The sequence below is a fragment of the Pseudomonas sp. GM74 genome, assembly GCF_000282455.1.
GTDB lineage: Bacteria > Pseudomonadota > Gammaproteobacteria > Pseudomonadales > Pseudomonadaceae > Aquipseudomonas.
On the sequence record NZ_AKJG01000047.1, the window covers coordinates 128,214 to 140,914 of the forward strand.

General features: G+C 57.6%; 14 protein-coding genes. 5 read left to right on the forward strand and 9 right to left on the reverse strand.

Annotated features, from left to right (window positions below):
- Positions 1-2: 2 nt before the first annotated feature.
- From PMI34_RS17025 to PMI34_RS16995, 7 genes are all read right to left on the reverse strand, one after another.
- Positions 3-3,644, reverse strand: a complete 3,642-nt coding sequence (locus PMI34_RS17025) for a transporter substrate-binding domain-containing protein (protein WP_008049096.1) — start codon at positions 3,642-3,644, stop codon at positions 3-5.
- Positions 3,645-3,652: 8 nt separating this feature from the next.
- Positions 3,653-4,279 carry a response regulator transcription factor gene (locus PMI34_RS17020; protein WP_008049098.1) on the reverse strand — a complete coding sequence of 209 codons (627 nt, stop codon included), beginning with the start codon at positions 4,277-4,279 and terminating at the stop codon, positions 3,653-3,655.
- 245 nt (positions 4,280-4,524) lie between these two features.
- Entirely contained in the window at positions 4,525-4,917 is a 393-nt protein-coding gene (locus tag PMI34_RS17015) for a response regulator (protein WP_032829565.1), read from the reverse strand.
- A gap of 178 nt (positions 4,918-5,095) precedes the next feature.
- Positions 5,096-6,424, reverse strand: a complete 1,329-nt coding sequence (locus tag PMI34_RS17010; RefSeq protein ID WP_008049102.1) for a deoxyguanosinetriphosphate triphosphohydrolase — start codon at positions 6,422-6,424, stop codon at positions 5,096-5,098.
- Between the two features lie 215 nt (positions 6,425-6,639).
- Positions 6,640-6,984 (reverse strand): hypothetical protein, encoded by a 345-nt coding sequence (locus tag PMI34_RS17005; RefSeq protein WP_008049103.1) that lies wholly within the window; start codon positions 6,982-6,984, stop codon positions 6,640-6,642.
- A complete protein-coding gene (locus PMI34_RS17000) occupies positions 6,981-7,370 on the reverse strand; it encodes a phage holin family protein (RefSeq protein ID WP_008049104.1) in 390 nt (129 codons plus the stop codon). The genes PMI34_RS17005 and PMI34_RS17000 overlap by 4 nt, the downstream gene beginning before the upstream one ends.
- A 1-nt stretch (position 7,371) precedes the next feature.
- A complete protein-coding gene (locus tag PMI34_RS16995) occupies positions 7,372-7,686 on the reverse strand; it encodes a DUF883 family protein (protein WP_008049105.1) in 315 nt (104 codons plus the stop codon).
- A gap of 328 nt (positions 7,687-8,014) precedes the next feature.
- Between PMI34_RS16995 and PMI34_RS16990 the strand changes: the two genes are divergently transcribed.
- The 4 genes from PMI34_RS16990 to PMI34_RS16975 all read left to right on the forward strand — a co-directional run bounded on the left by PMI34_RS16990 (position 8,015) and on the right by PMI34_RS16975 (position 11,073).
- Positions 8,015-9,223: an ammonium transporter gene (locus PMI34_RS16990; RefSeq protein WP_008049106.1), complete on the forward strand. Its 1,209-nt coding sequence runs from the start codon at positions 8,015-8,017 to the stop codon at positions 9,221-9,223.
- A gap of 107 nt (positions 9,224-9,330) precedes the next feature.
- The gene (locus PMI34_RS16985; protein ID WP_008049107.1) at positions 9,331-9,567 is read left to right on the forward strand and encodes a glutaredoxin family protein; all 237 of its coding nucleotides are present in this window, start codon (positions 9,331-9,333) and stop codon (positions 9,565-9,567) included.
- A 171-nt stretch (positions 9,568-9,738) separates the two neighbouring features.
- Positions 9,739-10,056: a hypothetical protein gene (locus tag PMI34_RS16980; protein ID WP_008049108.1), complete on the forward strand. Its 318-nt coding sequence runs from the start codon at positions 9,739-9,741 to the stop codon at positions 10,054-10,056.
- Between the two features lie 126 nt (positions 10,057-10,182).
- On the forward strand, positions 10,183-11,073 hold the full coding sequence (locus PMI34_RS16975) for a pseudouridine synthase (protein ID WP_008049109.1): 891 nt from the start codon (positions 10,183-10,185) through the stop codon (positions 11,071-11,073).
- 84 nt (positions 11,074-11,157) lie between these two features.
- Here the strand turns inward: PMI34_RS16975 and PMI34_RS16970 are convergent, their stop codons facing one another.
- The gene (locus tag PMI34_RS16970; protein WP_007994800.1) at positions 11,158-11,379 is read right to left on the reverse strand and encodes a YgdI/YgdR family lipoprotein; all 222 of its coding nucleotides are present in this window, start codon (positions 11,377-11,379) and stop codon (positions 11,158-11,160) included.
- 77 nt (positions 11,380-11,456) lie between these two features.
- Positions 11,457-12,059, reverse strand: coding sequence for a molybdenum cofactor guanylyltransferase MobA (mobA, locus tag PMI34_RS16965; RefSeq protein WP_008049111.1), 603 nt, complete (start codon positions 12,057-12,059; stop codon positions 11,457-11,459).
- Between the two features lie 81 nt (positions 12,060-12,140).
- Between mobA and moaB the strand changes: the two genes are divergently transcribed.
- Complete coding sequence (moaB, locus tag PMI34_RS16960) at positions 12,141-12,680, forward strand: molybdenum cofactor biosynthesis protein B (protein WP_008049112.1); 540 nt, start codon at positions 12,141-12,143, stop codon at positions 12,678-12,680.
- Positions 12,681-12,701 lie beyond the last annotated feature (21 nt).

The window sequence follows — 12,701 nt, forward strand, 5'->3', positions numbered from 1 at the left end:
AGTTAAGGCTCTGGCATTTTGCCTTCGTCATATTGCTCGATCTGATGTAGCAACGCGTCCTCCAGCTCAAGCATGGCGCGTTGCATGGATTTGCAGCATCCGGCCACTTTTTCGCGATCGAAATCTTCATGGCAGGCGGCTTCGAGTGCCTCGCAGCAGTCGATCAGGGGGGAGGCCTGTACTATCCGGGCTGCGCCTTTGATTTTGTGGGCGATGTCCCGCAGCGCCTGGGTATCCCCGGAGCTGGATAGCGACAAAAGCGTTGGCAGATCCTGGCGGTTGCTGCTCACCAGTTCGTTCAGCAATCGTCGGTTCAACACCGGGTTGCCCCCTGTCAGCAGTTTCAACCCGTGGAGGCTGAATGCCGGGGCTGCCTGGGTCGGTTCAATGCCTTGTATCCATTGACTCAAGGCTCCGAGGCTGAGGGGTTTGAACAGGCAGTCGTTCATTCCGGCCTGTTTACAGCGTTGTATTTCTTCCGGTTGAGCATTGGCGGTAAAGCCAAGAACGGTGCAGGGAGGGCGATGGAGTTGTCGCTCATGCTGGCGAATGGCACGGGCCAGCTCATAACCGTTCATGATCGGCATGTTGCAATCGGCGATCACCAGATCAAAAGGCTGGTCTTTCCATGCCTCCAATCCTTCCTGTCCATCGGCCGCGACGGCAAATCGATGCCCAAGAAACTCCAGTTGCTGGCACGTGAGCAATCGATTGGCCGAGTGATCGTCGACGACCAGAACATTCAATGGGGTTGTGGCAACGACGACCTGGGTTTCGACAACCTGGGCCAACTGTTGAAGTGGCAACGCTTCCAGCTGCAACAACACCTCCACTTGGGTGCCGATGCCCGGCTCGCTGTGCAATTGCAGGCTGCCGCCCATCATCTCGCAGAGATTGCGGCTGATCACCAGTCCCAGCCCTGCGCCTCCCCTGGCCGATTGCATGGCGTGGTCGGCCTGAGCGAAGGGTTCGAACAAGCGTTGTTGGTCCTGTTCGCTGATCCCGATACCACTGTCGTGAACCTGCACCCGCATCCGCACACGCCCAGGTTGCGTTGCCGGGTGCAGGTCGACAACGACCCGGACCTGGCCTTGTTCGGTAAACTTGATGGCATTGCTGATCAGGTTGGACAGCACCTGTTTGAAGCGCAATGGGTCCAGCAACACATCGAAGGTCGGTTTTGCCGATGAAAACTCCAGTACCAGTTCGAGCTCCTTCTGTCGGGCCAGGCCTTCGAAAATCCGCACGACCGAGGTTACAAGCTCACCCGGATTAACCCGCTCCGGACTCAGGCTCAAACGTCCTGATTCGATTCTGGCGATGTCCAGAATGTCGCCGATCAATTCCAGCAACCCTTTCGCCGAGTTGTAGGCGACATCGATGGCCGCACGCTCCGGGTGCTGATGATCAAGACGCTTGAGTGTCAGTTCAAGCATGCCGATGATTGCATTCATCGGTGTGCGGATCTCATGGCTCATCGTGGCCAGAAACGTGCTTTTGGCCCGGTTGGCGTTATCGGCGCGTTCTTTCGCGCAACGCAGATCATCAAGCAGTTGCCGCCGTTCGCTGATGTCGATCCAGCCACCGATAATGCCTTGCACTTTTGCGCTGGAATCCCGATAGGGAAGAATCCAGTGATAGATCGTCAGCCGCCGGCCACCAATGTGCAGCTCGCGATCGACGATCAACGGTCTGCCCTCGGCCACCACGCGCTGGTAGTCGGCCTGGTACTCCCGGGCTTCGAACACATTGCTCATCGATCCCTGCATGACGCTTTTGCCGATGACATCTTCACGCCGGGCGCAGAACGCTTGCAGGTAACTGTCGTTGCAACTTTGCAGCAGCCCCTGGCGATCACGCACGTAGATCGGATGGGGCGTGCCATTGACCAGCGATCGCATGAACTCGAACTGATCGTTCAACGCACGCTCGGCAGCCTTGCGTTGCTTGATCTGGCGTCGCATGTAGTCGTTCCACGCAACGGAAATCAGCAATAACACGCCTGCACCGATGACAATTTGGTAGAACAGTCTTTGATAGTTGCGCCAGGTGCTTTGCGAGGACGCCGAATAGCCGCGCCAGCGACTGTTGATGATGCCCAGTTCTTCCGGCGAGATGCTCAGCAAGGCCTTGTCGAGAATGGCGTTCAGCTCTTTGGCATCCCGAGCGGTAGCAAGGGAAAACGCCGCCTGCTTGGTGCCGATGGTGGTGCTGATTTGCAATGAGTGCTCGAACAGCCGCGAGGAAATGAAGTAATTGGCAATGACCAGTGAGTTCACCGCGCCCTCTGCCTGGCCTTCGGCGAGTAACTCAACGGCGCTGAAGGTATCCGGGGTTTCGATCAACTTGATCCGGGGAAACTCTCTGCGCAGGTAATCCATGAGCGGATTGCCGCGGGCAATGGCCAGGCGCTTGTCCTGTAAGTGCGTGAGGTTGGTCGGGCTGTCGGCGGCTTTGCGGGTCAGCAGGACGTAGGAATTTTCCAGAAAAGGGCGGGTAAAGTTCAGCTGGGTTTGACGTTCGGCGCTGGGGAGCAACGCGGCAATCACATCTACCCTGTTGTCCTTGATCTGTTTGATCATCTCGTCATCGCTTCGACTGCTCCGGATATCGAAGCGCAAGCCGGTACGCAGCCTGATCAGCTCAAGCAAATCCGCGGTGACCCCACGAAAATTGCCATTGCTATCGAAAAATGTCAGTGGCGCAAAGGCTTCGTTGACGACAACGCGCACAATCGGGTGGTGGCTCAGCCAGCGTTCTTCCCGGTCAGTGAGCTGCAGCTTTTGATCGGTCAGCAGAATGTCGCTGCCTGCGCTCCAGCGTTTGGCTATGTTTTCCCGTTCACTGGAGGGGATGGCCGTGATCATCGCGTTGATGATGCCAAGCAGTTCGGGGTTGTTCCGGTTGACGGCGAAGCTGAAACCAAAGGCTTCATGTTTGCCGAAGTTGGCCATGCGGATATTGTTCAGGTACCCCTTGTTGATCATGTAGTGAGTTGAAATGGTGTCACCGAGAAACACGTCCGCCTGATCGAAAGCAACGGCATTGATCGCATTCTGGTAGGACGGATAGGAGGTAAGGATCGCCTTCGGGTACAACGCCTTGACTTCCGCCAGCGGCAAGTAGTGATAGACCATGCTCAGGCGCAATCCGGCCAGGCCATCGGTGAGGGATCGGGTTTCCCCTTCGCGGGTCACCAGTACGGGTTGGTCGACGGCATAGGGTATGGACAGGGCAATGTCAGCATTGCCGGCTTCGAATCCATTGGCGGTACCGAGCAGATCGACTTCGCCGTTCTCCAGCGCAGCGATCGCGGCCCCTCGGGAATCGAAACGCTGAACCGTGACGGGCAGACCGGTTACTTTTTCCAGGAGACCGGCGTAATCGGCGGTAAACCCTTCATAGTCCCGGCCACTGGTGGTCAGGTCGAATGGGGGATAGTCCGGGGCCGACGTACCGAGCGTCAGTTGATTTTTTTGTGTTATCCATTGTCGCTGGGATTCATCCAGCCGAACCTCCAGCGCCCCGGCATTCGAGCGGCCGAGCAGCCTGTAGTTTTCATTGCCCGGTGCCCCGAACAACGAGGTGCTCACGCATAGACCCGCGGTCAGTTGAGCCAGATAAACCTTCAAACGGCTGGGCATCCAGGTTCTCATACGAGTGCGTTACGTTTTGCCATCTCGATCAGTTCAACCAGGGATTTGGCTTTGAGTTTTTGCATGAGGCGCTTTTTGTAGGTGCTCACGGTCTTGTTGCTCAGAAACATGCCCTTGGCAATTTCCTTGTTTGTGCGACCCTGGGCAAAAAGTTGCAAGACCATCAGTTCCCGGTCATTTACCGATTTGAACAGTTCCAGTTCGATGCAGCGTGTTTCATCTCCGCGGACGGGGTTCAAGGCCTCGCTCGGGAAATAGTTGTAACCTGCAAATACCGCTCTTATGGCGCTGACCAGTTCACTGATGTCCTCTTGTTTGCAGACATAGCCCGATGCACCCGATTGCATGCAACGAATACCAAAAAGTGTCGGGCATTGTGCTGTCAGTACCAGTGTTTTAAGAGGGGTACTCATTGCATTGAATCGGGATAGCACTTCCAGGCCATCCAGTTTTGGAATGCTGATGTCGAGAATGACCAGGTCCGGCATGCATTCGCGAACCATCTGCATGGCGTCGACCCCATTGTCAGTTTCGCCGACGACTTTGTAACCTTCATGTTCCAGCAGCATTCGAACGGCAAGGCGGATAACCGGGTGATCGTCGACAATAAAAACGGAGTTCATAATCAAGTCCCATGCGAGCTCAAATAAAGCGCGCACCATAGCTCAGATACTTGAAGGGACGCATGAACGGACCGACCTGTAGCAGCAATATAGGAAAAATCCTACAGATTAAAAAGAATAGGACTACGTATTAACTAGGTTTATTATTAGGAAAGCTGAAAAAAGTCCAAGAGCGGGTGTGCTTTAAAAGGAAGTTGTTTGTAAGTTTTTCACTGCGTATTTGTCAGTTTTTATATGTTTTTTTTCTATAGTGGTGCTGAGGTCAACAAGTCTCTAAATTCAGATTGTTTCAGTGGTTTTATCAAGTAACCCAATAATGGCAGCCGGTGTTCAGTGGCTGTTTTTTCAAGCTCATCCAGTTCAGACGACGTCAGGCTGCTCAGAATGATCGCTTGCCTGATCAGCCCTCGCTGGCTGGCGAACCGGACCAGATCCAGTCCCGTCAGATCGGGCAGGCACTGATCACATAAAAGGATGTCGAACGGTTGGTCGGCCTCGAGCAGTTGCTGCAGGGCGCCTTTGGCGCTGTCAGTGGTCGTCAGCCGGGTGAAGCCATAACTTTCCAGCAGGCATTGAGTGGCTATCAATTGGAAGGGATGGTCTTCCACCACGAGGATGCGTAGATCGTCTTTGGCCATGGGGCGCACTTCATCTGTCGAACAGAAGGGAGGGCGATTGTTTCGCGAGAGTACCGGGCAAGCGATCAGTTTGCTCGCCATGTGCTGTAGGGCGATTCGACGAAGTTTGAGTGCTGTTGGATGTTTAATGGGGGATCAGCCATAACGAATGCCGTAATGGCTGATCAATCGTTTCACCTCAGTGGCTGGCGCGGCCGGTCATTTCCAGGGCCATGTCACTGGCATAGCTGTCGGTCATGCCGGCGATGAAATCAATCATGCGCAAAAACGAAGTATGCAAGGGGCCGTGAGGATCGGGTGCATTGTTGCCCAGCAGGTCAAGGATACGGCGGCTCTTGAATGACGGCGTACGCCCGTTGTGCTGCTCCAGCGCAGCACCGCAAAAGGCGTTGAGCAGGATTTCCAGCGTGGTGTAGGCGCCGATCTCGTGCAGGGTCTTGCGCTTGTCCTGGAAGATTTTCTTGCGGGCCATGTCCTTGGCGTTCAGCACGCAACGCTTGGCGGGCCCGTGCATGTGTTCCACCAGATCGCCGGGCAATGTACCGGCCAGCAGCGCATCCTGTTGCTCGACGAAGGCGCGGGCCGCGGCATTGGTCAAGTGCTCGATGGCTTTGCCGCGCAGGATCGCCAGTTTGCGTCGGCGCGAATCGTCGGGACCGAGCTGGCGGTAGGTTTCCGGCAAGTCATCGCCCACCAGGCCCAGCAGCAGGGATTCGACTTCGGCGTATTCGAGCAACTCCATTTCCAGGCCGTCTTCCAGGTCGATCAGCGCATAGCAGATGTCGTCGGCGGCCTCCATCAGGTACACCAGCGGGTGCCGCGCCCAGCGTTGCTCCTCCAGTTGTGGCAGGCCGAGCTTATGGGCGATCTGCTCCAGCAGCGGCAGCTCGCTCTGATAACAGCCGAACTTGTGTTTCTTGTAGCCCAGCGAGTCGGCGTGCCTGGCCGTCCATGGATACTTCAGGTACGTGCCCAGCGTTGCATAGGTCAGACGGGTGCCGCCGTCGAACTGGTGATACTCCAGTTGGGTGAGTACCCGAAAGCCTTGGGCATTGCCTTCGAAATTCAGGAAGTCATTGCGCTCGGCTTCACTCATTGCATCCAGCCAGCCACGGCCGGCGGCTTGCTGGAACCAATGGCGGATCGCGTCTTCACCGGAATGGCCGAACGGCGGGTTGCCGATGTCGTGTGCCAGGCAGGCCGATTGCACCACCATGCCCAGGTCGCTGGGTTCGCACCATTCGGGCAGGGTCCTGCGGATGGTTTCGCCGACGCGCATGCCCAGTGAACGCCCCACGCAACTGACTTCCAGCGAGTGGGTCAGGCGCGTATGGATGTGATCATTGCTGGAGACCGGATGGACCTGGGTCTTGCGCCCGAGGCGGCGGAAAGCCCCCGAGAAAATGATGCGGTCGTGGTCTTTGTGAAAAGGGCTGCGGCCGAGTTCTTCAGGGCTGTGCAGAGGTTTTCCGAGGCGTTCGCGGGTAAGCAGAGTGTGCCAATCCAAGGCGGGTCTCTCCGTCAGGTGTCTGATGGCCTAGCTTCCCGTTTCGCGCCATGACCTGCAAGCGGAACTACAACCCGGCGGCGTCGATATCGAGGCCTCCTTGCAAGATCATTTTCTGGAGGGTGCCTGTTGACCGGGCAGGCGCACAGGATTGCACCCCTCGATAGAGGGGCGCATCCCGTCGACATGGCAAGAAAACAGCCAGAAAAAACTGATCAGTCTTTGCGCGAAGAACCCTGCAAGATCAGCTTGATCAGCGGCCCCAGTGTGGTGCCGAGGCGGACCAGCCGGGTCAGGCTGCTGAGACCATCCCCGTTTTTCGCACCCTTTCCGGTCAGAAAGCCCAGCAAGGTAACGGCAGCCACGCCCCAGAGTGGAGCGTGCTTGATGCCGAAGCCGTCCTGCAGGTTTTGCGTCATCCCGCGCACCCGTTGCAAGGGTTGCAGCAGTTGCGCGGACTCGTGGCGGATTTCCTGACGATGCATTTCCATGCGCAGGCGGATAAGGGCCTTGCGCATTTCCGCGCGCGAGCTGTTTTGTGGCAATTCAGGCAGGCTCATGGCAGCAGGCGCTCCCGATCATTGGCCAACTCTTCCAGGGTGCCATGGAAGGGCGAGGACTCATCGAAAATCGCTGCTCTCAAGCGCATTCCACAGAATATGGCGGCGAGGGAGTAGAACACACAGAGCCCGATGATGGCGGCCAGGCGATAGGTGTCCCAGAACAGGATAAGCACCAGCGTCGACAGTCCTACCAGCAGCAGCAACGCAAACACCAGCGTCAGGCCGGCAAACAGCAACAGGCTGACGGTGCGGGCTTTTTGTTCCTGCAATTCGATGCCGAACAGCTCGACATGGCTGTGCAGCAACCCCAGAAAGGCAGCACCCAGGCGCCGCGATGAGGAGCTTGTACCCGTCACGGACGGGCCGGATTCGCCGATCGACATATCAGCGCCGACTTGCCAGCAGGCCGATCAGGAATCCCACGCCGGCCGCGATCCCGACAGATTGCCAAGGGTTGGCCTGGACATAGTCTTCAGTGGCGGTGACAGCAGCCTTGCCGTGTTCGCGCAGGGAGTCTTCGGTCAGTTTCAGGGTTTCACGGGCACGCAAGAGGCTCTCGTGGATCTGCTCGCGCAACTCGTCGGCCTGATCGCCGGCCAGGGTCGCGGTGTGCTCCAGCAAGCGTTCTGTGTCACTGACCAGTGTCTGAAAGTCGTTCATCAGGATTTCTTGAGCAGTCTTTGCCTGGGGGCGGGCCATGGTGGATCTCCTTAAGTGGCTTTCTGATGCGTTCGAGTATGAGCCTTCGGCGAAGGTTCAGTACAAATGGCTGGTACAACTTTTGCTGGGTCGTGGTGCGCCGGTCCGCACCATTGCGCTATTGCCGGGCATGATTTCAGTAAAACCGTAGGACCAACAATCAAAAACTCGCGTAAACGTCCAGGGCGCGTTTTTCCTGGGCGGCGTCCGCGCCCCAAAGTGGTTCAACGGGATCAGTGCGCTGATGCCTTGAAGCTGCAACTTGGTGCGTTGGCAGTCATCGCGAACTGCTTTGGTGCTTTTTTCTGCCATAAGGTCTGCCCATTCCATGGAAAATCTGCAAAGCGCTGTGGACACCCTGGTCCATAGCTCCAACACATTGTTCATTTTGATCGGCGCGGTCATGGTTCTGGCCATGCACGCCGGTTTCGCCTTTCTCGAAGTCGGAACCGTGCGCCAGAAAAACCAGGTCAATGCGTTGTCGAAAATCCTCAGCGACTTCGCCGTTTCGACACTGGCCTACTTCTTTATAGGCTATTGGATTTCCTATGGCGTGACGTTCATGCAGCCAGCGGCCGTGCTCAATGCCGACCATGGTTATGGACTGGTGAAGTTTTTCTTCCTGCTGACCTTTGCCGCGGCGATCCCGGCGATCATTTCCGGAGGGATCGCCGAGCGTGCCCGGTTTGTCCCCCAGCTGTGTGCAACCGCGTTGATCGTCGCGTTCATCTATCCGTTCTTCGAAGGCATTGTCTGGAACGGGAACCTGGGTTTGCAAGCCTGGTTGCTGGAGCGTTTTGGCGCCGGTTTCCATGATTTCGCAGGCTCCGTGGTGGTGCATGCCATGGGCGGTTGGCTGGCACTGGCGGCGGTGCTGTTGCTCGGGCCGCGTAATGGCCGCTATCGCGAGGGCCGGCTGGTCGCGTTCGCGCCATCGAGCATCCCGTTTCTGGCACTGGGCTCGTGGATCCTGATTGTTGGCTGGTTCGGTTTCAACGTCATGAGTGCACAAACCCTGCAAGGTGTCAGCGGACTGGTGGCGGTGAACTCGTTGATGGCCATGGTTGGCGGTACCGTGGCGGCGCTGATTGTCGGGCGCAACGACCCCGGCTTTCTGCACAACGGCCCGTTGGCGGGGCTCGTGGCAATCTGTGCCGGTTCCGACCTGATGCATCCTGTGGGGGCGCTGGTCACTGGTGCCGTCGCGGGGGCGCTGTTTGTCTGGTGCTTTACCGCGGCCCAAGGCAAATGGCGCATCGACGATGTGTTGGGGGTGTGGCCGTTGCATGGCTTGTGCGGCGTGTGGGGCGGCATCGCCTGCGGCATTTTTGGCCAGACCGCTTTGGGCGGGCTGGGCGGGGTCAGCCTGATCAGCCAGATGATCGGCACCGCGCTGGGTATCACCGTGGCATTGGCCGGCGGGTTTGCTGTGTATGGCGTGATCAAGGCGCTGCATGGATTGCGCCTGAGCCAGGAAGAGGAGTATTACGGCGCGGACCTGTCGATCCACAAGATCGGCGCCGTGAGCCAGGACTGACTCGGGTCTCTTTATCGCCGGTTGCATCAGGGCAGGGAGGGCTCAATGGCTCGACGGTTTTTCGGGGCAGGCCTAGAATGGTCACTTTATTTTCTGGTTGAGCGCTCATGCTTCCCGAATGTCAGCTGTTCGGCACCCTTGGATGCCATCTCTGTGAAGTAGCCGAAGCCATGTTGATGGAGTTCGTCGAGCGCGGCCTGCTGGTGGAACTGGTGGATATCGCTGACGATGAAACATGGTTCGCAGCCTACAGCCTGCGAATTCCGGTGTTGCGACGAGTCGATACCGGCGCTGAACTGGGCTGGCCGTTCAGTGCCGATCAGGTGGTGGCGTTTCTGCGTTGAGCGGTTCTTGTGCTGGGGCATGTCCCGCCTGTCGAACTTTGCGATTGATCCTCTTGGCTTATTCGGTGTTGATCGGATACTGTATGCGCATACAGTTATTTGCGGTGCCTGCCTTGCCGTTCCTGATTTTCGGGAGTGAGCAGGCAAGCCCGGGCGTCAGAGGGATGAATCGTGGTCAATGTCGAACAGTTGAAGAACAGCGTGAACCGGATGTCCGCGGACGTTGTGCGCGAGGCTGTCCTTGAGTTGCGTCTGGATGGTCTGGTGACCGAGGGGAAAACACCCTTCAACAAAACGCATTTCAATACCTGTTTCGCAGAAATCGAAGCCTTGTTTCAGCGCGCGGGTTATCACCGGCAACTGGATGTCGTGGGTTATCAGGGATTGTTGTACGCCCTGTATGACCCCGCTCGCTGGGAGGCGGTCGATGTACTGCGCTGGCTCAAGGAGTACACCGAAGCGGCGGCGCGCGCACAGGTCCCGGCTTGAGGAATCTTGGGAGGAGTTCTCAATTGGTTTTCACGCCGCGCCGGAAAAACTAATTGAGAACGCCCCCTAGGTTCATTCCCCTTGCTGTTGGATAATGCCGCTCTGCACTGAGGTTAGAGCTTTCGTATGTCCACTTCTTCATTTTCCGCGGCACACAGTCAGGCCAGTACGCTCTACTTGCCACCTGGCCCGTGGCAGACCGTTGTCGATTGCCTGTGTGAGCATTTCAGCGCCATCAGTCGTGAACAATGGCTGGACAGGATTGCCCGTGGCCGGGTCCTCGATGGGCAGGGCATTGCGATTGCCCTCGATCTGGCCTACAGGGAAGGCTTGCGGATTCATTATTTTCGCGAAGTGCCGGATGAAAAACCGATCCCGGTGATCGAGTCGATTCTGTACGCGGACGAGCACCTGGTGGTGGCCGACAAGCCACATTTCCTGCCCGTGACGCCGGCTGGCGAATACGTCGAACAGACGCTGCTGCGGCGCTTGATCCGACGCCTGGACAATTCGCACCTGGTGCCATTACATCGCATCGACCGGCACACCGCGGGGCTGGTGCTGTTTTCCTCCAATCCGCAGACCCGTTCGGCTTATCAGTCGTTGTTTCCAACCCGGCAAATCGAAAAACGCTACGAGGCCATCGCAAAGGCGTTGCCCGGCCTGGCTTTCCCGTTGGTGCATAAAAGCCGACTGGTCGATGGCGAGCCGTTCTTCCGCATGCAGGAAGGTCCGGGGGCCAGCAACACCGAGACGGCGGTCGAAGTCAGGGAGAAACAGGGGGATCTCTGGCGTTATGGTCTTTACCCGGTGACGGGCAAGAAACATCAGCTACGGGTACATATGGCGGCGTTGGGCGCCGGTATCTGCAACGACCCGTTTTACCCCGATGTGCTCAAGGATGCGCAGGATGACTACGCCAATCCTTTGAAACTGCTGGCTCAGGGGCTGAAATTTATCGATCCGGTCACCGGCCGGATGCGTGAGTTCGAGAGTGAAATCACCCTGCAATGGTGATCAGGAAGCGATTCTGGAACGCTGTTCTCCAGGCATGAAAAAGCCCGCATCGAGCGGGCTTTTCCATATCCGGCGAGTAAAGGATTACAGCTCCTTGACGGTCCGAACCTGGTCTTTGTTGATGCGGGTCTGTTTGCCGTCGAGCTGTTCGAATTCGTAGAAACCGGAATCCTTGTCGAACTGTGGCGTGTCGACGGCCTGGATTTCTCGACCGTCATTCAAGGTGATCACCGTAGGCGATGCGCAACCGGCGAGGGTGGCAAGGCCCAGTGCGAGCATGAAAGTGGCGAGGGTCCGTTGAGTCATGAGTTGTGTCTCCGAAAAAGAATTCTTTGGTTGCTGAACTTGAGACGTGCACCGTCCACGCAAGTTCCTGATCAATATCAGTCTGACACAGTGTCATGACCGCTTAAAAGTTCCGGCGTGTTGAGATTTGCCAGCCGAGGGTCGTTGTCCGGGCATTGCAGCGCGGTCGCGCCGAGCTTGCGCATCAACCGGCCAGGGCTGCGCTCACCCTCGCTCCAGGCATTCTCAAATGCTGCCCTGTGTAGCACGGGAATCACACACAACAACGGCTCCCAGTGGTCATCATGCCGCACCATCAAGGGCTTGTCCGGATGCAGGTTGGCGGCCTCGCGCATAGTGCCGATCAGCGCGGCATCGATGCCCGGAACGTCACACGGCATGACCAGCAGATGGCTATGGCGAGCAGCTTTCAGGCCTGCGCGAATACCGGCCAGCGGCCCGGGGAAGTCACCTTCATCATCGTGGACCAACTGGTCGGCGTAGGGGGCGTACTTCTCAAGGTTTCGATTGCAGGAGATGATCAGGTCATCGGTCAGCGGGCGGGTCTTGCGATGCAAGTGAGCAATCAGCGGTTCGCCGCGCCAGTCCAGCAACCCTTTGTCCCGTCCCCCCATGCGTTGGCCGCGGCCGCCCGCCAGGAGCAGAATGGAGCAGGGTGGCAATTGTGAATTCGTGGTCATGGCAGGCCTCCATGGGGGCGGCGAAAAAACGGAGCGCTGTGATATAACACCGGGCTGTTTCTCCTACAACTGGACGAGCCTATGAAAGCCAAGGCTGATGTACCTTTCGCACCGCTGAATATTGCAGTGCTGACGGTCAGCGATACCCGCACACTGGAAACCGACACCTCAGGTCAGGCCTTTGTCGACGGATTGACCGCTGCCGGTCATTATCTGGCCGCCCGGGTGTTGCTCAAAGATGACCTCTACAAAATTCGCGCGCAAGTCGCCAACTGGATTGCCGACGATGTCGTGCAGGTGGTGCTGATCACCGGCGGCACCGGTTTTACCGGGCGTGACAGCACGCCGGAAGCCGTCGGTTGCCTGCTGGACAAACAAGTCGATGGATTTGGTGAGCTGTTCCGCCAGATCTCGGTTGCCGATATCGGCACCTCGACCGTTCAGTCCCGGGCGTTGGCCGGTCTGGCCAACGGCACGCTGGTTTGCTGCTTGCCGGGCTCGACCAATGCCGTGCGCACCGCTTGGAACGGCATACTGGCCGAACAGCTGGATTCGCGGCATCGACCGTGCAATTTCGTGCCCCATTTGAAACAGGCCGCGCCTTGTGAATCCCGTGGGTAAGCCTGGCAAGTCCGGCAGCCT

Bases quoted from the DNA above. Each gene is read 5' to 3' on its own strand.
- PMI34_RS17025 (WP_008049096.1), bottom strand. From the start codon at position 3,644: ATGCCCAGCCGTTTGAAGGTTTATCTGGCTCAACTGACCGCGGGTCTA.
- PMI34_RS17020 (WP_008049098.1), bottom strand. From the start codon at position 4,279: ATGAACTCCGTTTTTATTGTCGACGATCACCCGGTTATCCGCCTTGCC.
- PMI34_RS17015 (WP_032829565.1), bottom strand. From the start codon at position 4,917: ATGGCCAAAGACGATCTACGCATCCTCGTGGTGGAAGACCATCCCTTC.
- PMI34_RS17005 (WP_008049103.1), bottom strand. From the start codon at position 6,984: ATGAGCCTGCCTGAATTGCCACAAAACAGCTCGCGCGCGGAAATGCGC.
- PMI34_RS17000 (WP_008049104.1), bottom strand. From the start codon at position 7,370: ATGTCGATCGGCGAATCCGGCCCGTCCGTGACGGGTACAAGCTCCTCA.
- PMI34_RS16995 (WP_008049105.1), bottom strand. From the start codon at position 7,686: ATGGCCCGCCCCCAGGCAAAGACTGCTCAAGAAATCCTGATGAACGAC.
- PMI34_RS16990 (WP_008049106.1), top strand. From the start codon at position 8,015: ATGGAAAATCTGCAAAGCGCTGTGGACACCCTGGTCCATAGCTCCAAC.
- PMI34_RS16985 (WP_008049107.1), top strand. From the start codon at position 9,331: ATGCTTCCCGAATGTCAGCTGTTCGGCACCCTTGGATGCCATCTCTGT.
- PMI34_RS16975 (WP_008049109.1), top strand. From the start codon at position 10,183: ATGTCCACTTCTTCATTTTCCGCGGCACACAGTCAGGCCAGTACGCTC.
- PMI34_RS16970 (WP_007994800.1), bottom strand. From the start codon at position 11,379: ATGACTCAACGGACCCTCGCCACTTTCATGCTCGCACTGGGCCTTGCC.
- mobA (WP_008049111.1), bottom strand. From the start codon at position 12,059: ATGACCACGAATTCACAATTGCCACCCTGCTCCATTCTGCTCCTGGCG.
- moaB (WP_008049112.1), top strand. From the start codon at position 12,141: ATGAAAGCCAAGGCTGATGTACCTTTCGCACCGCTGAATATTGCAGTG.